Below are 18,915 nucleotides of genomic sequence, written 5' to 3'. Positions count from 1 at the left end.
TCAGGCCGCGACCGCGAGGTAGTCGTCCAATCGGAAGTCCCGCATCTGTCGAAGATACTGGGTCGCAAATCCCGGGTACATCGACGCGTTGAACCCGTCGGCCGTCAGGTACCAACTGTTGCAGCCCGACATCCAGGTGGTCTTGGTCAGCCGCTTCTGGATGCGTTCGTTGTAGCGCTGCTGAACGTCCTCGCGCACATCCAGATAGCGCACGCCCTCGCGGAGAACGGTGGTGATCGCTCGCACCGTGTAGTCGAGTTGGCCCTCGACGTAGACCAGGAGCGAGTTGTGTCCCGGTCCGGAGTTCGGGCCCGTCATGAAGAACAGGTTCGGGTACCCGTGTGCGTTGACGCCCTTGTAGGCCTGAGCCCCACCTGCCCAATCGTCGTTCAGCGAGCGGCCACCGACCCCGGTCACTTCGAACGGCGGTCCGGTCAGGTGAACGTCGTAGCCGGTGGCGAAAACCACACAGTCGAGGTGATGTTCGATGCCGTCGCTGGTGCGGATGCCGACCGGGCTCATGGTAGCGATCGGCCAGTCGATCAGCTTGCAGTTGTCGCGCTGCAGCGCCGGGAAGTAGTCGCTGGACATCAACATCCGCTTGCAGCCCGGGGTGAAATCCGGGGTGAGCTGACGGCGCAGCCACCGGTCTTTGACCTGCAGCCGAAGATGTGCCTTGCCCAGCCTGGCGACCAGCCCGGTGAGCGGGGTGTCCCACACCAGCGCGGTCGCGGTCAGCTCGTGACCCCAGAACAACGCCTGGCGTGCGATCTCGTGCAGCGCAGGAACTTTCGCGAACAGAGCCTGCGCCGCGGCGGGTGTGGCGATGTCCAGTCGCGGCAGCACCCAGCCCGGTGTGCGCTGGAAGACCTTCACGAAGTCGGCGCGCTTGACCAGTTCGGGCACGATCTGCACCGCACTCGCACCCGTGCCGACGACGGCGACCCGCTTGCCGGCAAAGTCGTAGTCGTGATCCCACCGCGCGCTGTGGATCTTGTGCCCGGCGTAGCTGTCCAGGCCGCGGATGTCGGGCCACTTGTGGTCGGCCAGCGGCCCGGATGCCAGGACCACGGTGCGCGCCCGAAAAGGCCCGCGTCCCTTCGCGTCGACCGTCCACACACCTTCGGCCTCGTCGAAGTGCAGCCCATTCACTTCGACTCCGAACCGGATGCGGCGATGAAGCCCGAAATCGTCGACCATGTCCTCGATGTGGGCGCGGATCTCGTCGCCCGGCGAGTACGACCGTGACCACCTGGGGTTCCTGGCGAACGAGAACGAGTACAGCAGCGACGGAATGTCGCATGCCGCACCAGGGTAGGTGTTGTCGCGCCAGGTGCCGCCGACCCGGTCGCTGCGCTCGAGGACGACGAAGTCTTCGACGCCGGCCTCGGAGAGCCTGATCGCCGCGCCGATGCCGGTGAACCCGGCGCCGACGATCACCACGTCGTGGCTGCTCATGTCAGGCCGCCGGCTCGTGGGTGACCTCTCTGACCCAACTGGGCACCGACGGCAGCAACGGTCGCGGATACCGGTCGGAAAGCCACACCATCGAATTGGCAAGTAGATGGTAGGGATGCCGCGGGTTGGTGACGACGCCGGCGTAGCGTCTTAGGAAGCGGTACGTCGGCACCCGGTTGGTGTGCTCACCGCGATCGCCGAGTTCCTTGAACCTCTTCACCGCCCGGTACAACCGCTCCGGCTCCATACCCATCGCGACGATCTCGTTGCGGATCCGGTTGATCAGCGGTGCACCCATCACCGCGCCGATGATCAGGCCCGGAGTGGCGTTATGGCCGACGAAGTCGATCAGCAGCCGGCGTATCTGGGCGTGTCCGATCATGTCGAGCACCTCGAAGTCGACCACGAGATGGCGGGACTCGTCGTTGTTGATCTTCTCGAAGACCTTGTGGCAGACCGGATCATGCACCTCATCGAGCAGGAACTTCAGCAGTGCGCCGTCAAGGGCGACCTCGAGCATCGGGATGACCGTGCCGAGCAGCGACAGCGGCATGTCGTCGGCCCAGCGGTCAAGCCAGTCGATGGCCAGGCGGATGTTGACGTTGGGTTCGGGAACCTCACCGTCTTCGAGCATGCCCCAGCGCTTCATCAGTGCCAGTTCGGCATTGGCGTGTCGTTGCTCCTCGGCGTGAAAGTAGCGGTAGATCTCCGCGATCGTCGGGGTCGGCGCCTTCTTGGCCAGCGCCGCGAACCCGCGCGCCCCGATGTTCTCGATCCAGCACAGGTCGGCCATGAACGCCTTCAGTTGCGGGCGCTGCTCGTCGGTGATCAGCTCGGCACCCGGTGCGTCCCAGTCGATGTCGGCCAACGCCCACTGCCGGTCCTTGATCTTGACCAGCATCGCGTCCATGTCGATTGCCATTACGCCTCCTAGAGGGTGATGCGGTTGGTCAAGCCGACGGCTCGCGTATACGCCGTCGGGGTGAATCGTTTGATGCCCCAGCCGATTCGGGCGTCCGGCTGCGGCATGCAATACAGCCCGCCGCGGTCGAGGGTGTCCAGGCAGGCGCGGGCCACCCGGTCCGCGGAGAAGCCGGTCCAGCGCATTAGCCGGTCGGCCATTTGGGTGGACTTGGCCGAGATGCGCCCGAATTCGACGATATTGGTCTTGACGAACGTCGGGCACAGCGCGGTGACATGCACGCCCGTGCCGCTCAACTCGGCGGCCAGGGTCTCCGAAAGCGACAGCACCCCGGCCTTGCTGACGTTGTAGGCCGCCATCCCCGGCGCCGCACCAAAGGCTGCGGCCGAGGCGACGTTGATGATTCCGCCGTAGCGTGCTTCGCGCAGGATCGGGGCGAATACGTGGCAGCCGTGGATCGGGCCCCACAGGTTGATGTCGAGCACCCAGCACCAGTCGTCCAGGGTGGTCTCGCCGATCGGCAGCCCACCCGCACCGACCCCCGCGTTGTTGATGACCACCGTCGGCGGACCGCCGAACCAGCATCGTGCGGCCTCGGCCAATGCGACGACGTCATCGATCCGGCTGACGTCGCAACGCATCGAGGTGGCTTGCCCGCCACGGTTTTCGATCTTCTCGGCGGTGGAGCGGGCCGACGCCTCGTCGATGTCGCTGCACACCACCCGGCCACCGCGCTTGGCGAGTTCGACGGCGAAGGCGGCGCCGATACCGCTGCCCGCGCCGGTGATGACGGCTGCTGCGTAGCGGCTGCGCTTGGGTCCGAAGATCATCTCGTCACCCGCCGGCCGGCTCTTCGTTGAGCACTGTCTCAGTGCAACACCGATTGGTGACATTTGTCAATGTCATCAATTGGTGATGTCGGAGAATCCGCGGGCCGCCGAGCGCACGGTTGTTCGCGGTCCCACTCGAAGTTTGCGTAAACAGCCGTGCGCTCGTGAACCGACCTTGGACGCCCGAAGCCGCTTGACGCTTGTCGGTGGCTGGGTGTTTACTCGAGATATCGAACATACATTCGAACAACTGGTGAGTCAGACGATGCGGGAGGTGCTGTTGTGACAGCGGCCGTAAGCCTGAACCAGCGTCAGCTTACCCGCGCTGAACAGGTGGAACACCTGCGTCGCAAGATTGCGGCGGTGTCCAGCAAGGTGGGCGATGGCCGTCGCGGCGTGGTCGCTGCAGTCGAGCCGCTTCCGGCCTCAGAAAGTTTGCTGCCGGTACCCGAAACCCTTGCCGAACTGGCGCAGTTGCCGCGCGGGACGGTGGCGGTGGTGGCGGGCGCCCGGTCGCTGTCGCTGAGCGTGGTGGCGGCGGTGACGGCGGGTGGCGGGCACGCCGCGATCGTCGGCCAGCCCGACGTCGGGCTGCTGGCGGCCGTGGAGATGGGCGCCGATCTGAGCCGCATCGCGGTCATCCCCGAACCGGGCGCCGACCCGGTCGAGGTCGCCGCTGTGCTGATGGACGGGATGGATCTGGTCGTGCTCGGCCTGGGTGGGCGATCGGTAACCGCCACCCGGGCGCGGGCGGTGATGGCCCGGGCCCGCCAGAAGGGGTGCACGTTGCTGGTCACCGGGGGCGACTGGCAAGGCGCATCGGTCCGGTTGGAAGCCGCGGTGTGCGGTTATGAGATCACGGGTCACGGTCGCCCGGGGTTCGGCCGCATCGGCCGGGTGCGACTGGTCACGCGGGCTAGGGGACGCTTGTTCGGTTCCGCGCGCGCGGTAGGCGGATGAGTGTCGCGCGTTCTGGCCATCTGGTGCATGGACTGGCCGGCGGTCGCCGCGGCGGCCGCAGCCGACCTGCCGCCGACCGCCCCGATCGCGGTGACGCTGGCCAACCGGGTCATCGCCTGTTCGGCATCGGCCCGATCGGCGGGAGTGCGACGCGGGCTGCGTCGCCGGGAAGCCCAAGCCCGGTGCCCGGAACTGCATGTGGTCACCGCCGATCCGGCGCGCGATGCCCGCCACTTCGAAAACGTCACGATCGCGGTGGACGACTTGGTGCCGCGCGCCGAGGTGTTGCGGCCGGGCCTGCTGGTGCTGCCGGTCCGGGGCGCGGCCCGTTACTTCGGGTCCGAACAGGCCGCCGCTGAGCGGTTGGTCGACGCGGTGGCCGCCGCCGGCGTCGAATGTCAGGTGGGGGTCGCCGACCAGTTGCCCACTGCGGTCTTCGCTGCGCGGGCGGGGCGGATCGTCGAGCCCGGACAGGATGCGCTGTTCCTGTCGGCGCTGTCGATCCGCCAGTTGGCCACCGAGCCCAGCCTGGCCGCCCCCGGCCGGGAAGACCTGGCGGACCTGCTGTGGCGCATGGGGATTCGCAACATCGGACAGTTCGCCGCGCTGTCCCGCAGCGATGTGGCCTCGCGGTTCGGGGCCGACGCGGTGGCCGCGCACCAGTTCGCCTGCGGCGAGCCCACCCGTGGTCCGTCAGGCCGGGATCCCGATCCCGACCTCGACGCCGTCATGGACTGTGATCCGCCGATCGACCGGGTGGACGCCGCCGCTTTCGCCGGACGGTCGCTGGCCGCCGACCTGCACCGCACCCTGGCCGCGTCCGGTGTGGGATGCACCCGGCTGGCCATCCGTGCCCGCACTGCCAATGGTGAAGAGCTGGAACGAGTTTGGCGTTGTGCCGAACCGCTGACCGAGGATGCCACCGCCGACCGGGTGCGCTGGCAGCTTGACGGCTGGCTGAACAGGCGCAATCCCAAAGACCGGCCCACCGCGCCCATCACGGTGATCCGGTTGCGCCCAGTGGAGGTGGTGTCGGCCGAGGCGCTGCAGCTGCCGCTGTGGGGCGGAGTGGGTGAAGAGGATCGACTGCGCGCCCGTCGTGCGCTGGTGCGCGTGCAGGGTCTGCTGGGGCCGGAGGCGGTGCAGGTCCCGGTGCTCAGCGGCGGTCGAGGCCCTGCCGAGCGCATCACGTTCACCCCGCTGGGGGATGAGCAGGTGCCGCGGGCCGATCCGTGTCAGCCTTGGCCGGGCCAGCTGCCCGAACCGTCGCCGACCGTGCTGCTCGACGATCCGGTCGAGTTGTTCGACGCCGACGGTCGTCCGGTGCGAGTGACGGCTCGTGGCCTGTTCTCCACCGATCCCGCGCGGTTGGACGCGCCGGGCAAGGCCGTCAAGGCGGGCAGATTGACCTGGTGGGCAGGACCATGGCCGGTCGACGAACGATGGTGGGATCCGGAAGGCCGCAAGCCCGGCCGCACCGCCCGCGCACAGGTGTTGCTCGACGACGGGTGCTCGCGCGAAGCCCGACCGGGGCAGGCCTTGCTGCTGTGCTACCGGCAGCGACGGTGGTACGTCGAAGGGATTTATGAATGACGACCGCGCGATGGGGTACCCGTGCGTCGATGACCGCCATACCGCCCGACCCAGAACCGTCCAACACGCCGGACCTCGAACCCGGTGGTGGAGTGCCGCCGGGGTCGACGCCGCCCGACTCCGACCAGGTCTCCGGTGTGGGCGCCGTCGAGTCCCGGCCGCGGCACCGGTGGACACCGACAGCCGTCGTCAGCGTCATCGCGCTCGCGATCTTTCTGCTGTTGTTCCTGGCGGTCGTGGTCTCGGTGATCCTCTAACCGTTCAGCGCTCGCGCGAGCGCGCCGACGCGCGCGATGAACCGGTCGAAGAACGCTCCCGGGTCGACGTCAACACCGATGAGCGCGTTGGGTTCCCGGCCCCACCGGTTGCTCCAGTCGGCGATGGTCATGCCGCGGGTCAGTGTGCCCGTCAACTCGACGTCGACGGTGGTCGGCCGGTAGGTGACGAGGTCGGGGTCCAGCGCCACCGCCGCGGCCAGCGGGTCGTGCAGATGAGCCAGATAACCCTCGCCCTGGTCGAAATGAAACTCGAAGTAGAACCGCATCGCGTCCTCCAACACCGCGATCAGCGGGTTGGCCGACGCCGACCGGGTGCCGCGGTCGTCGGACACACTCATCGCCACCGACTCCGCTCCGGCCTCGTCTGCGAGCCGGTTCAACAGGGCGGGTGTCAGCGCAATGTGTTCGGTCAGGTTCAGCCCCAACACGATTGGGAGGTGCGAGGGTTTCTCGGCTCCCCACGCCGCCGTCCATCCGGTGAACACCTCGGCGGCTGCTTCCGGGTCCACGCTGATGTTCCATTCGGCGACCGGGGTCGTGTTACCGCGGTAGTCGAACGCGCCGCCCATAATGACCAGCCGGCGCAGCAGCGTGGGAAGGGCGGGTTCGGCGCGAAGCGCCAGCGCGAGATTGGTCAGCGGGCCGACGGCGATCGCGATCAGATCGCCGGGATGGGCGTGAGCGGCACGCACCCACGCCTCGGCGGCGTCGTACTCGGTGAGCCGGCGCTCGGAGGCGGGTAACTGCGCGTACCCCATCCCCTCAGGACCGTGGGTGTCCTCGGCGGTGCGCAGCGGCGAGCTGACGGGCTGCTCGGACCCTTTCGACACGGGGATGTCCGGCATCCGGCACAGGTCCAACAGACCGAGGTTGTTGAGACAAACCTGTTGTACCGGAACATTTCCCGCTGTCGATGCGATGCCGACCACCTGGGCGTCGTCACTGGCGAACAGGTATGCCAACGCCATCGCGTCGTCAACGCCGGTGTCGACGTCGACGAAGACTGGCTGTTTCACCTGGCCAACGATAGGGACAGGCGGTTACCAGTGCACACCCGGTACCAGGCGCACCGCGGACTTCACCGGCCGCGGAACTCGCACGGTGCGGACGGGTCGCTTTGGGCGACGCGTGGTGAACGAGGCCGACGGGGCTGTCGGCACGCCGCGGGCCGCAGCCGAATCCGGATACCCGAGGTAGAGCTGGTGAAGGATCCGCCGCGAGAGTTTCGGCGTGAAGTAGTTGCCGAAGTCGGCAAGAGTGCCCAGCGGGGTGTCGATCCTGGCCGGCTTGTCGATCAGCGCGCGCACCACCATCGCCGCGGCGTGCTCGTCGCTGATCGCCGGAACCGGATTGAGCCGGCGCGACGGCACGATCATCGGCGTACGCACCAACGGCATGTGGATGGTGGTGAATGTGATGTGGTCGGATAGCGTCTCGGTCGCGACAACATCGGCGAACGCGTCGAGCGCGGCCTTCGTCGGGAGGTAGGAACTGTATTTCGGATTGCGCGCCTGCACACCGGCGCTGGACACGTTGACGACGTGGCCGAATCGCCGCTCGCGCCAATGCGGGAGCAGCGCAAGGACCATCCGCACCGCGCCGAAGTAGTTGACGGCCATCACCCGCTCATAGTCGTGCAGGCGGTCGGTGGAGGCGATCACCGAGCGGCGAATCGATCGGCCCGCGTTGTTCACCAAGTAATCGACGTGGTCGAACCGGCCCAGGATGTCCTTGACGGTGCTCTCTACCGAGGTCGAGTCGGTGACGTCGCAGGTGAACGCATGCGCCTGACCGCCGTCGGCCCGGATTTCGGCCACGAGGTCGTCGAGGGCATCGGCGTTGCGCGCCAACGCGAATACTGTCGCGCCACGTTCGGCGATCGCCAAGGACGAAGCCCGGCCGATCCCGCTCGATGCGCCGGTGACGATCACGTGCCTGCCGACCAGCGGGCCGTGGGGATCGTCGCGACGCGCCCGGTCGGGATCGAGATGTTCGGCCCAGTAGCGCCACAGGGCAGGCGCGTAGTCGGCGAAGTCGGGAACCGTGATTCCCGTGCCGCGCAACGCTTCCGAGGCTCGGTCGGCAGTGAACGTCGGCATCAGCCCGACCACGTCGAGGATCTCGGCGGGCAGGCCGATCTGGGTGAGCGCCATATTGCGGATCACCTTGGCGCGGCCGGAGGCCCTCAGGAACGGTGTCGCGGTGGAGCGGGGCAGGGACGCCCGCAGCGGCGGAAGCCCTGCCGTCTTCGCCACACCGCGATAGATTCCGTGCAACCCAACGGATTTCGGTGCGGTCAGATGGAACGTCTCGTCGTGTCGGTCGGGCACGTGCATCAGCGCGACGAGCGCGTCGGCGACGTAGTCGACCGGGACGAGGTTGGTGCGGCCGGCGTCGGGCAGGGCGATCGGCGCGATCGACGGTAGCTTGGCCAATTTCGCGAGCACCGGGAAGAGGTAGTAGGGGCCGTCGACCTTGTCCATCTCGCCGGTGTTCGAATCGCCCACGACGACGGCAGGCCGGTACACGCGGTACCGCAAACCGGGGGTCGTGCGGACAATCTGCTCGGCCTCGAACTTGGTGCGGTGGTACGGCGTGGGCAGGTCCTGGCCGACGTCGAAGTCGTCCTCGGTGAACTCGCCGCGGAACGTGCCTGCGACCGCGATCGACGACACATGGTGCAGCGTCGCGTCGAGCCGCAAGGTCAGGTCGACCACCGCGCGGGTGCCGTCGACGTTGGCCGCACGTTGATCGGCGTCGGAGGCGGTGATGTCGTAGACCGCGCCGCAGTGCACGACGTGATCGACGGCGCCGATGTCGGTGAGGTCGTCGGGCGTGAGTCCAAGGTGCGGTTCGCCGAGGTCGCCGATCAGGGGTTTCACGCGTTCACCCCAGGTCGTGGCCAATCGCTCGAACCGCGACAGCGAAGTGCGCCTGACGAGCACCAGCACCTCGGCGTCGCTGCTGTGGGCCAACAACCGCGTCACGACCCGTCGGCCGATAAACCCGGTACCGCCGGTAACGACATAGCGCATGCGAGCAATCGTGGACCCCCGCGGGCAAGACGTCAATGCGGATATCGTTCGAGGTATGCCTCTCGACCCCAACGCCATCGGCGCCAAGACCGACCCGCATCTGTTCGAATGGACCGACCGCGACACGCTGCTGTACGCGCTGGGCGTCGGCGCGGGCACCGCTGATCTGGCGTTCACCACCGAGAACAGTCACGGCATCGAGCAACAGGTGCTGCCGACCTATGCGGTGATCGCCTGCCTGCCGTTCGCGGCGGTCGGCCTGGTCGGCTCGTTCAACTTCGCGATGCTGCTGCACGGGTCGCAGGGGATCCGGCTGCACGAACCGCTTAAACCGGCGGGCAAGCTCAGCGTCGTAGCCGAGGTCGCCGACATCCAGGACAAGGGTGAGGGCAAGAACGGGATCGTCATGCTCAAGGCGACGGGTACCGACCCCGACACGTCGAATGTCGTCGCCGAGACCTTCACCACCGCCGTCATCCGCGGTGAGGGCGGCTTCGGTGGGCAACCGGGGCAGCGACCCGCCGCTCCGGAGATACCCGACCGCGAGCCCGACGCGCGAATTGCCTTGCCCACGCGCGAAGATCAAGCGTTGATCTACCGGTTGTCGGGTGATCGCAACCCGCTGCACAGCGATCCGTGGTTTGCGCGGGAACTCGCCGGGTTCCCGAAGCCGATCCTGCACGGACTGTGCAGCTACGGCGTGGCGGGTCGGGCGCTGGTCGCTGAACTCGGTGGCGGCGACGCGACGAAGGTCAGCGCGATCGACGCCCGGTTCACGTCGCCGGTGTTCCCGGGGGAGACGCTGACCACCTCGATCTGGCGGACCGAGGCTGGTCGCGCGGTGTTCCGCACGGAGGCGGCCGAACCCGACGGGTCGAACTCGCGGCTCGTTCTCGAGGACGGTGCTGCCGAGTATCGCGACTGACGCGCATTTGGTCGATCCACGGGCGTGCGCCGCTTCAGATTGAAAGGATGACCGACCATGAGGCTCGTCGTTGGATATCTGGCCACGCCCGGCGGCGCGGATGCGCTGGCGCTCGGCCTGCGGTTCGCCCGAACGCTCGGCGCCGACCTCGACCTGTGCATGGTGCTGCCGCCGGACCGGGTGACGCCGTCGATCAAGCCGGTCGGCGACTTCGAGAAGCACCTCGTCGCGCAGGCCGAACAGTGGTTGGAGGAGGCCCGCTCATCGGTGCCCGGCGACATCGTCGTGCGCAGCCACGTCCGCGTCGACGACTCGCCCGCTGATGCGCTGATCCAGGAAGCGGCGCGCGTCGAGGCCGACATGATCGTCGTCGGCGGATCGGGTGGCCTCGTCGCCAGCTACTCCCTGGGATCGACGGTCAACGCGCTGTTGCACTCGGCTCCGCTACCGGTGGCCGTGGCACCCCGGGGTACGAGGCATTCGCCCGTCGACCGCACACGCGAAGTGACATGTGCGATTGGCGAGCGCGAAGGCGCAGATGTGTTGTTGGACATCGCTGTTCAATACAGTCGGGTGGCGGGCACGCCGCTGCGCCTGGTGTCCCTGGTGGCCCTGGACCCCACGTTCGGGGCGCTGCGCGGCGACGGTGACGCGGTACGGGAGCATGCTCTCACTCATGCGCGCCACGTCCTTGAGATAGCGAAATCCGAGCTGCCGCAGGATTTTCCGGTGACCTCGATGATCGTAGAAGGTCGGACGATCGAGGAGGCGGTGGGCAAGCTGGACTGGCAAGACGGAGACCTGATCATGGTCGGGTCGAGCCGGCTCAGCGCGCCACGGCGACTGTTCCTCGGATCGAAGGCGGCCAAGATGTTGCGGGTGCTGGATGTCCCCATGGTGGTGGTGCCGCGTGAACAACTCGGCCCCGACGACTTGCCCTAGCGAAGGCTGACTCTGGTCATGTTCTCCGAGACGCGCTACGCGATGAACGGAGATCTGCGAATCGCCTTCCGCGCGTCCGGCGAGGGCGAGCGCGACATTGTTTACATCCCCAACTGGTTCACAAACAGCGAGCTCGCACCGGAACTTCCCGTCATGCGTGGCTGGGTTGAGGCGATGACATCGCTCGGCCGCCTCATCTTCTTCGACCAGCCGGGCATGGGGGTCTCTGATCCCGTCCCAGGTGGTGCGTTGCCGACCTTGGAGCTGTGGGTCGACAGCATCAGCGCGGTGCTCGACGAACTCGGCAGTCGCGAGGCCATCCTGATCGCGGGCGTCGGCGCGTTGGCGGCGGGGATCCTCTTCGCGGCCACGCATCCTTCACGCACAATCGCGCTGGTGGTGCTGGAGGGCTATGCGGACCCCAACGCTGTGCGCGCCAGTGGGCCCTCTCCTGAAGTCCTCGCGGCGATGATTGATATGTGGGGCACAGGAGAGTCGCAACATATCTTGAACCCGGATATGCCCTGGAACGAGGAGATCAGGGCAGCGTACGCTCGGTTCGAACGCCTGTCGGCGAGTCCGAGCACCGCCGCTTCGATGATGCGATTCATGTCCGAGATGGACGTGCGCGCACTGCTGCCGGCGATCCGGGTGCCCACGCTCGTCATTCAACACACCGATGACGCTGTGGTTCCGCGGGATTGGGGAAAGTACGTCGCGGATCACATTCCAGCTGCGAAATATGTCGAGCTGCCCGGACGGAACTTGTTGCACGTTGTCGAACCATGGCGAGATTCCTTCGAGGAAATAGCGCAGTTCCTCACCGGACATCGGCCCGAGGTGGTGGACGATCGCGTGCTGGCGACGGTGTTGTTCACCGACATCGTGGAATCGACGCGCCGCGCGTCGGAGATGGGTGATCGCGACTGGCGCGCCCTGCTCGATGCACACGATGCCATTACCCGCGCGCAGTTGGCGCGTTTCCGTGGTCGTGAGGTGAATACCACCGGGGACGGCTTTGTCGCGATGTTCGACGGTCCGCAGCGGGCCATCCGCTGCGCCAAGGTGATCCGCGATGCCGTGCAGGCGCTCGGCATCGAGGTGCGCGCTGGTCTGCACACCGGCGAGTGCGAGATGCGTGGCGATGACATCGGCGGTATCGCCGTGCATATCGGTGCGCGCATTGCTGCTCTGGCCGGGCCCAATGACGTGCTGGTGTCAAGCACCTTGCGCGACCTGGTGATCGGATCGGGGCTCGAGTTCGAGGATCGTGGGACACACCAACTCAAAGGTGTGCCCGGGGAATGGCCACTGCTCGCCGCCACCTAGAACGGTGGTGGCTTGTTGCGCTCGTCGGCGTAGGGCTGGTTGCGCTGACGCTCCGCTTTGATGGCGTCGGCCCGGCTCTGCTCGCGAGTTCGCTTGCGGCGGGGCATCTTCAGGCACCGAACCGCGTCGTCGAGTAGGTCGACGCTGGGGTCGACGACCGCGGGGGCGGTCGGCCGGCACAGCGACGGAAACAGCAGTCTGCTGCCGGGATGGGTCGTGTACTTCTGCCCGGTGGGTGAGAGCCAATCCACGGTGCCGTCCGGATGCTGTCGGTCCCGCCATCCTAGGAACGTCTTACAGAGATGATGAGTTCGGCACAGGCATTTGAGGTTTGACGCCTGTGTGGCACCCCGTGGATGAGGGATGGTGTGGTCGATGTCGCACTGGGTGGCCGGCTTGTCACAGTTCGGGAAACGACAGGTTAGATCGCGGCAGCGGACGAACCATGCCAGTGCCGCCGAGGGAACTCGTCGCTTCTCCGGAGCGGCATCACCAGGATGTCTCACGGGTCGACGCCTGGCGACGGCCAGCTTGGCGGCCACGATCGGTGCCGGCACCACTCGACGACCCATCACGTAGCCTGGCCCCGTCGCGGCAGGACCGACCAGCGTGGGATCGTCGGGCTCGACCGCCTCGACTGGCTTATCGCCGTCCAATTCGGCTGGGGTCTCATCATTTAGCGTGTCCTCGCTCGCCACGACGTGCACCACCACGTTGCTGGCCGTGAGACCCGCAGCGGGGCACTCGTTCGAACCGCACGCACACGGCAGCCCTTTGGCGCCGCTGACCGCCGCGGCCAGGGCGTCGCCGCGGCGCTGCTCTTGAGTGCGGGGATCGTTTTCGCACACCGTCGCGGCGAAAGCATCGAGGCGTTGGTCGATCAACTCGCCGTCGTGGGCGTAAACCGTCGCCTCGATGTAGGCAACACCCGTGCCGTTGCCGCTGTCCCGGACGTCGACGTAGCGGCTGCGCGAGCTGTTCTCGGCGCGGCGCACCGCGGCGGGATCGAAGCGGTCGACCCAGAAGTCGATCTTGGTGTGCAACTTCATCAACGACAGCGTCGTCCACTCCTCGACGTTCCCGGCGATCGCGGCATCGACTCCAGCCAGCGCGTCGCCGTCTTGGACCAAACGGGTACGCGACACGATTGCGGCGACCTCGCGGTACGAGATGGCGCCGGTCATGAACACAGCGTTGACGCCGGGGAAGCGGTCACGCAGGGCGACCGCGATCGCCAGCTGGGACGCGGCTAATCCCAGCGACACATGCTGGGTTGGGGCGATCTCGGCGGCGACGGCAGCGTAGTTGTCCAGGATCCATTGGTCGCGCTCGGCCGAGCCGTCGGCGGCGTACATCCGATCCAACACATCGGCCGCCGCCGAGAGCCGGCGCGCGCAGGCGGCGTTCTCGATGCGCGCCCACGCACCGGCCGCTCCGGCACCGCTAATGCCGTCGGCCGCTTCAACCAGCTGTTCGAACATACTAGCGAATTTAGCCACGGGGGCAGACGCGGATCGGCCGACGGCGCACTCCAGCGCCCAACCTGTGGATCAATCTGGTCTTGGGGATAACGTGCGCTCGCAAGACTTGCGCGTCGGAGGTATCCAAGTTGCCTCGCGTAACCGGGCGCGCTGCGCCAACGTCAACCCGATCCGCAACCCGTACGCGCGCATTTCTGATGAGTCAACGCGGTATCGAACGAAGGCAGCTGTTCGAACACAAGTTCGATACACTGCAACCATGGGCTGGCATACCGGACCGCCGAGCTGGGTGGAAATGGAGCGGGTGCTCAACGGCAAACCGCGCCGCGCCGGCGCTTGGCCTTCCCCCGCGAGCGGGGAATATGGCCCGGACGAGCAGATCGGCGACGGCGGCGACAGCCCGGCCTGGTCCAGTAGGCGAGGGGAGTACCAGCCACTCGACGTCGAGCGACCCACGTCGACGGTTCCCTACGCCGAACTGCACGCGCATTCGGCCTACAGCTTCCTCGACGGCGCCAGCACGCCGGAGGAACTGGTCGAGGAGGCGGCCCGACTGGACCTGCGGGCGATCGCGCTGACCGACCACGACGGCCTCTACGGCGTGGTGCGCTTCGCCGAAGCCGCCAGAGAACTGGAGATGTCGACGGTCTTCGGCGCCGAACTGTCCCTCGGCGGGGGCAACCGGACCGAAGACCCCGATCCGCCCGGCCCGCACCTGCTGGTGCTCGCGCGCGGCCCCGAGGGCTACCGGCGGTTGTCACGCGAACTCGCCAAGGCGCACCTGGCCGGCGGCGAGAAGGGCAAGCTGCACTACGACTACGACGCCTTGACCGAGGCCGCAGGCGGACACTGGCACATCCTCACCGGCTGCCGTAAAGGGCATGTTCGACAGGCGCTTTCAGAAGGCGGTCCGCAGGCCGCCGCCACCGCGCTGGCCGACCTGGTCGACCGCTTCGGCCGCGACCGTGTCAGCGTCGAGCTCACCCACCACGGGCACCCCTGCGACGACGAACGCAACGCCGCCCTCGCCGAGCTCGCGCCCCGGTTCGGTCTGAGCGTGGTCGCCACCACCGCCGCACATTTCGCCGAACCGTCAAGGGGTCGGCTGGCCATGGCGATGGGGGCGATCCGCGCCCGGCACTCGATGGACGAGGCCGCCGGTTACCTTGCCCCGCTGGGCGGTTCGCATCTGCGGTCAGGTGAGGAGATGGCCCGGCTGTTCGCCGACCGGCCTGAGGTGGTGACGGCCGCGGCCGACCTCGGTGAGCAGTGCGCGTTCGGACTTGCGCTGATCGCACCGCAGTTACCGCCGTTCGACGTCCCCGACGGCCACACCGAGGACAGCTGGCTGCGTCATCTGGTGATGGAGGGCGCGCACCGGAGATACGGCCCACCGCAACGGGCGCCGCGCGCATACGCGCAGATCGAACATGAGCTGAAAGTCATTGAGCAGCTGACCTTTCCCGGGTACTTCCTGGTGGTCCACGACATCACCCGGTTCTGCAGGGAGAACGGCATCCTGGCCCAGGGCAGGGGATCGGCGGCCAATTCCGCGGTCTGCTACGCGCTCGGCGTCACCAACGTGGACCCGGTCGCCAACGAATTGCTGTTCGAACGCTTCCTGTCCCCGGCGCGCGACGGCCCGCCCGACATCGACATCGATATCGAATCAGACCTGCGGGAGAAGGCTATTCAGTACGTCTACGACCGCTACGGCCGCGACTATGCCGCGCAGGTCGCCAACGTCATCACCTACCGGGGTCGCAGCGCGGTACGCGACATGGCCCGCGCACTGGGCTTCTCGCAAGGTCAACAGGACGCCTGGAGCAAGCAGCTCGGCCAGTGGGGCAACCTCGCCGAGGCGCCGCACACTGAAGACATTCCCGAGCAGGTCATCGATCTGGCCAAGCAGATCTCCAACCTGCCCCGCCACATGGGCATCCACTCCGGCGGCATGGTCATCTGCGATCGGCCCATCGCCGACGTGTGCCCGGTCGAGTGGGCCCGCATGGAGAACCGCAGCGTCCTGCAGTGGGACAAAGACGATTGCGCGGCAATCGGTTTGGTGAAGTTCGACATGCTCGGCCTCGGCATGCTCTCGGCGCTGCACTATTGCATCGACCTGGTGCGCGAGCACAAGGGCATCGATGTCGACCTGGCGAAACTGGACCTGTCCGAGCCCGCCGTCTACGAGATGCTGCAGAAAGCGGACTCCGTCGGGGTGTTCCAGGTGGAGTCGCGCGCCCAGATGGCCACCCTGCCGCGGCTCAAGCCTCGCGTGTTCTACGACCTGGTCGTCGAGGTGGCGCTGATCCGGCCCGGCCCCATCCAGGGCGGGTCGGTGCATCCGTACATCAAGCGCCGCAACGGCGAAGAGCCCGTCACCTACGACCACCCGTCGATGGAGCCGGCGTTGCACAAGACGCTGGGGGTGCCGCTGTTCCAGGAACAGCTCATGCAGCTGGCGGTGGACTGCGCGGGTTTCTCCGCCGCCGAGGCCGACCAGCTGCGCCGCGCGATGGGATCCAAGCGGTCGACCGAACGGATGCGCCGACTGCGGAGCAGGTTCTACGACGGTATGCGCCAGCGCCACGGCATCACCGGCGAAGTCGCCGACCGCATCTACGAGAAACTGGAGGCGTTCGCGAACTTCGGTTTCCCCGAAAGTCATTCGCTCAGCTTCGCGTCGCTGGTGTTCTACTCCTCGTGGTTCAAACTGCATCACCCCGCCGCGTTCTGCGCCGCGCTGCTGCGCGCGCAGCCGATGGGCTTCTACTCACCGCAAACCCTGGTGGCCGACGCCCGCCGACACGGTGTCACCGTGCGCGGGCCGGACGTCAACGCCAGCCTGGCGCACCCGACCCTCGAGAACGCCGGCACCGAGGTGCGGATGGGCCTCGGCGCGGTCCGCCACATCGGCGACGACCTGGCCGAGCAGCTCGTCGAAGAGCGAAAGACCAACGGCGCGTTCACTTCCCTGTTGGATCTGACGCAGCGAGTGCAGCTGTCCGTGCCGCAGACCGAGGCGCTGGCCACCGCCGGGGCCCTGGGCTGCTTCGACATCGCCCGACGTGAAGGGTTGTGGGCGGCGGGCGCGGCCGCCAGCCAACGACCCGACCGGCTGCCGGGTGTGGGCGCCTCGTCGCACGTTCCCTCGCTGCCGGGTATGACCGAACTCGAGTTGGCCGCCTCCGACGTGTGGGCGACCGGTGTCTCACCGGACAGTTATCCGACGCAGTTCCTCCGAGAAGATCTCGACGACCTCGGTGTCATCCCGGCAGGAAGGCTGCTCGACGTGCCGGACGGCACCCGCGTGCTGGTGGCCGGGGCGGTGACGCACCGGCAGCGGCCGGCGACCGCACAAGGGGCGACCTTCCTCAACCTCGAGGACGAGACCGGAATGGTCAACGTCATCTGCTCGCGCGGGCTGTGGGCGCGACACCGCAAGCTGGCGCAAACCGCTCCGGCACTGCTGATCCGCGGTCAGGTGCAGAACGCGACCGGCGCCGTCACCGTCGTCGCCGAGCGGATGGGCAAGCTCACCTTGGCGATCGGCTCGAAGTCTCGCGACTTCCGCTAGCCCGCTACGGTTGAGCGGTGCGGCGACCCGTCTACCTCCTCGTCGGTGCGGGCACCGCACTGATCGCCTGCTGCTACGGCTTCGGGCGGTTCTCCTACGGACTGTTCGGCCCGGTGTTCGGCGAGACCTTCCGCCTGAGCCCCACCATCGCCGGCGTGATCGGTGCGGGCAGCTACATCGGCTACTGCGCGGCGATCACCGCCAGCCTGCTGCTGACCGACCGCATCGGCCCGCGACGGGTCGCGGTCGCCGCCGGAGTCGTTGCCACACTGGGGATCTCCATCATCGCGCTCGCGCCCTCGACGTGGGTGCTCGCAGTAGGTGTGCTGGTCGCCGGCTGTAGCACCGGCATCGTCTCGCCGCCGCTGGCCGCCGCGGTCACCCAACACGTGCCGGCGAACACGGCCGAACGCGCCCAGACCGTCGTCAACGGCGGCACCGGAATCGGTGTGGTGCTGTCGGCGCCGATCGCGCTGCTGTTGCTGAGCCACTGGCGCGCGGCGTGGGTGGTGTACGCGTTGGTCTCGGCGGCGGTGACCGTCTGGGTGTTCCTCGCCGTGCCGGCCGACTCGCAGCGCGCGGCGAAACGGGTCGATCCGCTCTGGCGCACAGGTACTTTCGGCTTGCTGCTGGCAGCCTTGCTGACGGGCGTCGGCAGCGTCGCGGTGTGGACCTTCGGCCGCGACCTGATCACCACCGTCGGCGGGGCGGACGCCACCCGCTCGTCGTTGCTGTGGATCGTCATCGGCGCGGCGGGCATCGCCGGGGCGCTCGCCGGTGATGTGGTGCAGCGGATCGGACTGCAGTGGGCATGGGTGTGCGCGACCGTCGCGATGGCCTCGGCGACGGCGCTGTTGGCGGCCGCCCCGTGGAACCTCGGCGTCATGATCGCGGCCGCCACGCTGTTCGGCGGGGCCTACATCGCGTTGACGGGTTTGGCGCTGCTGTGGAGCGCCCGCTTGTATCCCGACAGCACCTCATCCGGAGTCGGCCTGTCGTTCTTCACGCTCGCGGCCGGTCAAGCCCTGGGGGCGCCCGTGGCTGGTGCGCTCATCGACCTGGCCGGCGGACGGGCCGCGTTCCTGGCGATCGCCGCGGTCGGCCTGTGTGCGCTTGCGGTGCGGCCCGTGAACACAGCGCCGGTGCCCGCAGCGCGCTAACCCTCGGTGGGCGTGGTCCAGACCTTGTCGACGCTGATCCTCAGCCGCGTGTCGTAGGCGGCGAGAAACTCGTCGCTGAAACCGAGGCTGGCCGCCAACTCGGCGTATTTCGCGCGATACCGCTCGTCGTGCAGCGGATTCGCGCCCTCGGCATCGACGGTCGCGGGTCCGCCGACGACGATGATCCCGCTACCGTTTCCATCGGAGTCCAGATTGAGGCTGACCCGTGGATGCGCCCGTATATGCCTGACTTTCGCGGCACTCGGTTCGGTGTAGACGATCATGTCAGTCCCGTCGAAGTAGAACCACACTAATTTCGGGACGGGTTGTCCGGACTTGGCCACCGTGGTCAACCAGCCGTGCTTCTCCGACGAGAGCCGGTCGATGACTTCCTGGGTGAATTTGACTGCCATGAAGCGAAT

Annotated in this window: 15 protein-coding genes; 8 read left to right on the top strand and 7 right to left on the bottom strand. The window is 67.5% G+C overall.

What is annotated here, in order from left to right; all coding sequences use genetic code 11:
- From A5790_RS22065 to A5790_RS22055, 3 genes are read right to left on the bottom strand one after another with little or no spacing between them, the layout of a single operon-like run.
- Window positions 1–1,458, bottom strand: a complete 1,458-nt coding sequence (locus A5790_RS22065; protein ID WP_066849265.1) for an NAD(P)/FAD-dependent oxidoreductase — start codon at window positions 1,456–1,458, stop codon at window positions 1–3.
- Window position 1,459: 1 nt separating this feature from the next.
- The gene (locus A5790_RS22060; protein WP_066849263.1) at window positions 1,460–2,380 is read right to left on the bottom strand and encodes a reductase; all 921 of its coding nucleotides are present in this window, start codon (window positions 2,378–2,380) and stop codon (window positions 1,460–1,462) included.
- 8 nt (window positions 2,381–2,388) lie between these two features.
- Window positions 2,389–3,210: an SDR family NAD(P)-dependent oxidoreductase gene (locus A5790_RS22055; RefSeq protein WP_156616792.1), complete on the bottom strand. Its 822-nt coding sequence runs from the start codon at window positions 3,208–3,210 to the stop codon at window positions 2,389–2,391.
- A 282-nt stretch (window positions 3,211–3,492) separates the two neighbouring features.
- Between A5790_RS22055 and A5790_RS22050 the strand changes: the two genes are divergently transcribed.
- From A5790_RS22050 to A5790_RS22040, 3 genes are read left to right on the top strand one after another with little or no spacing between them, the layout of a single operon-like run.
- Entirely contained in the window at window positions 3,493–4,170 is a 678-nt protein-coding gene (locus A5790_RS22050; RefSeq protein WP_066849262.1) for a hypothetical protein, read from the top strand.
- Window positions 4,171–4,197: 27 nt separating this feature from the next.
- Window positions 4,198–5,763 (top strand): DNA polymerase Y family protein, encoded by a 1,566-nt coding sequence (locus tag A5790_RS22045; protein WP_066849792.1) that lies wholly within the window; start codon window positions 4,198–4,200, stop codon window positions 5,761–5,763.
- Window positions 5,764–5,792: 29 nt separating this feature from the next.
- A complete protein-coding gene (locus tag A5790_RS22040) occupies window positions 5,793–6,020 on the top strand; it encodes a DUF6480 family protein (protein WP_066849790.1) in 228 nt (75 codons plus the stop codon).
- On the opposite strand, the gene A5790_RS22035 is transcribed toward A5790_RS22040, so the two are convergent.
- On the bottom strand, window positions 6,017–7,057 hold the full coding sequence (locus A5790_RS22035) for a nucleoside hydrolase (RefSeq protein ID WP_156656485.1): 1,041 nt from the start codon (window positions 7,055–7,057) through the stop codon (window positions 6,017–6,019). The genes A5790_RS22040 and A5790_RS22035 overlap by 4 nt on opposite strands.
- Window positions 7,058–7,081: 24 nt before the next feature.
- Complete coding sequence (locus A5790_RS22030; protein ID WP_066849261.1) at window positions 7,082–9,076, bottom strand: SDR family oxidoreductase; 1,995 nt, start codon at window positions 9,074–9,076, stop codon at window positions 7,082–7,084.
- 55 nt (window positions 9,077–9,131) lie between these two features.
- On the opposite strand from A5790_RS22030, the gene A5790_RS22025 reads away from it, so the two are divergent.
- The 3 genes from A5790_RS22025 to A5790_RS22015 are packed head-to-tail and all read left to right on the top strand — an operon-like array spanning window position 9,132 to window position 12,272.
- Window positions 9,132–10,001: a MaoC family dehydratase gene (locus A5790_RS22025; RefSeq protein WP_066849259.1), complete on the top strand. Its 870-nt coding sequence runs from the start codon at window positions 9,132–9,134 to the stop codon at window positions 9,999–10,001.
- A 57-nt stretch (window positions 10,002–10,058) separates the two neighbouring features.
- Complete coding sequence (locus A5790_RS22020) at window positions 10,059–10,943, top strand: universal stress protein (RefSeq protein WP_066849257.1); 885 nt, start codon at window positions 10,059–10,061, stop codon at window positions 10,941–10,943.
- Window positions 10,944–10,961: 18 nt separating this feature from the next.
- The gene (locus tag A5790_RS22015) at window positions 10,962–12,272 is read left to right on the top strand and encodes an adenylate/guanylate cyclase domain-containing protein (protein WP_066849254.1); all 1,311 of its coding nucleotides are present in this window, start codon (window positions 10,962–10,964) and stop codon (window positions 12,270–12,272) included.
- Here the strand turns inward: A5790_RS22015 and A5790_RS22010 are convergent.
- Window positions 12,269–13,753, bottom strand: coding sequence for an HNH endonuclease signature motif containing protein (locus A5790_RS22010; RefSeq protein ID WP_066849251.1), 1,485 nt, complete (start codon window positions 13,751–13,753; stop codon window positions 12,269–12,271). The genes A5790_RS22015 and A5790_RS22010 overlap by 4 nt on opposite strands.
- Before the next feature lie 259 nt (window positions 13,754–14,012).
- Here A5790_RS22010 and A5790_RS22005 point away from each other — a divergent pair, with 259 nt between their 5' ends.
- A complete protein-coding gene (locus tag A5790_RS22005) occupies window positions 14,013–17,333 on the top strand; it encodes an error-prone DNA polymerase (protein ID WP_066849248.1) in 3,321 nt (1,106 codons plus the stop codon).
- 17 nt (window positions 17,334–17,350) lie between these two features.
- Window positions 17,351–18,493, top strand: a complete 1,143-nt coding sequence (locus tag A5790_RS22000) for an MFS transporter (RefSeq protein ID WP_066849245.1) — start codon at window positions 17,351–17,353, stop codon at window positions 18,491–18,493.
- Here the strand turns inward: A5790_RS22000 and A5790_RS21995 are convergent.
- Window positions 18,490–18,906, bottom strand: coding sequence for a TIGR03667 family PPOX class F420-dependent oxidoreductase (locus A5790_RS21995; RefSeq protein WP_066849242.1), 417 nt, complete (start codon window positions 18,904–18,906; stop codon window positions 18,490–18,492). The genes A5790_RS22000 and A5790_RS21995 overlap by 4 nt on opposite strands.
- Window positions 18,907–18,915: the final 9 nt, after the last annotated feature.

Source organism: Mycobacterium sp. 852002-51152_SCH6134967, assembly GCF_001667105.1.
Classification (GTDB): domain Bacteria; phylum Actinomycetota; class Actinomycetes; order Mycobacteriales; family Mycobacteriaceae; genus Mycobacterium; species Mycobacterium neumannii_A.
This window is presented reverse-complemented; position numbering and strand designations above follow the sequence as displayed.

Coding starts and splice junctions, on each gene's coding strand:
- A5790_RS22065 (WP_066849265.1), bottom strand. CDS start 1,458: ATGAGCAGCCACGACGTGGTGATCGTCGGCGCCGGGTTCACCGGCATC.
- A5790_RS22060 (WP_066849263.1), bottom strand. CDS start 2,380: ATGGCAATCGACATGGACGCGATGCTGGTCAAGATCAAGGACCGGCAG.
- A5790_RS22005 (WP_066849248.1), top strand. CDS start 14,013: ATGGGCTGGCATACCGGACCGCCGAGCTGGGTGGAAATGGAGCGGGTG.
- A5790_RS21995 (WP_066849242.1), bottom strand. CDS start 18,906: ATGGCAGTCAAATTCACCCAGGAAGTCATCGACCGGCTCTCGTCGGAG.
- A5790_RS22045 (WP_066849792.1), top strand. CDS start 4,198: ATGGACTGGCCGGCGGTCGCCGCGGCGGCCGCAGCCGACCTGCCGCCG.
- A5790_RS22010 (WP_066849251.1), bottom strand. CDS start 13,753: ATGTTCGAACAGCTGGTTGAAGCGGCCGACGGCATTAGCGGTGCCGGA.
- A5790_RS22025 (WP_066849259.1), top strand. CDS start 9,132: ATGCCTCTCGACCCCAACGCCATCGGCGCCAAGACCGACCCGCATCTG.
- A5790_RS22040 (WP_066849790.1), top strand. CDS start 5,793: ATGACCGCCATACCGCCCGACCCAGAACCGTCCAACACGCCGGACCTC.
- A5790_RS22020 (WP_066849257.1), top strand. CDS start 10,059: ATGAGGCTCGTCGTTGGATATCTGGCCACGCCCGGCGGCGCGGATGCG.
- A5790_RS22055 (WP_156616792.1), bottom strand. CDS start 3,210: ATGATCTTCGGACCCAAGCGCAGCCGCTACGCAGCAGCCGTCATCACC.
- A5790_RS22030 (WP_066849261.1), bottom strand. CDS start 9,076: ATGCGCTATGTCGTTACCGGCGGTACCGGGTTTATCGGCCGACGGGTC.
- A5790_RS22015 (WP_066849254.1), top strand. CDS start 10,962: ATGTTCTCCGAGACGCGCTACGCGATGAACGGAGATCTGCGAATCGCC.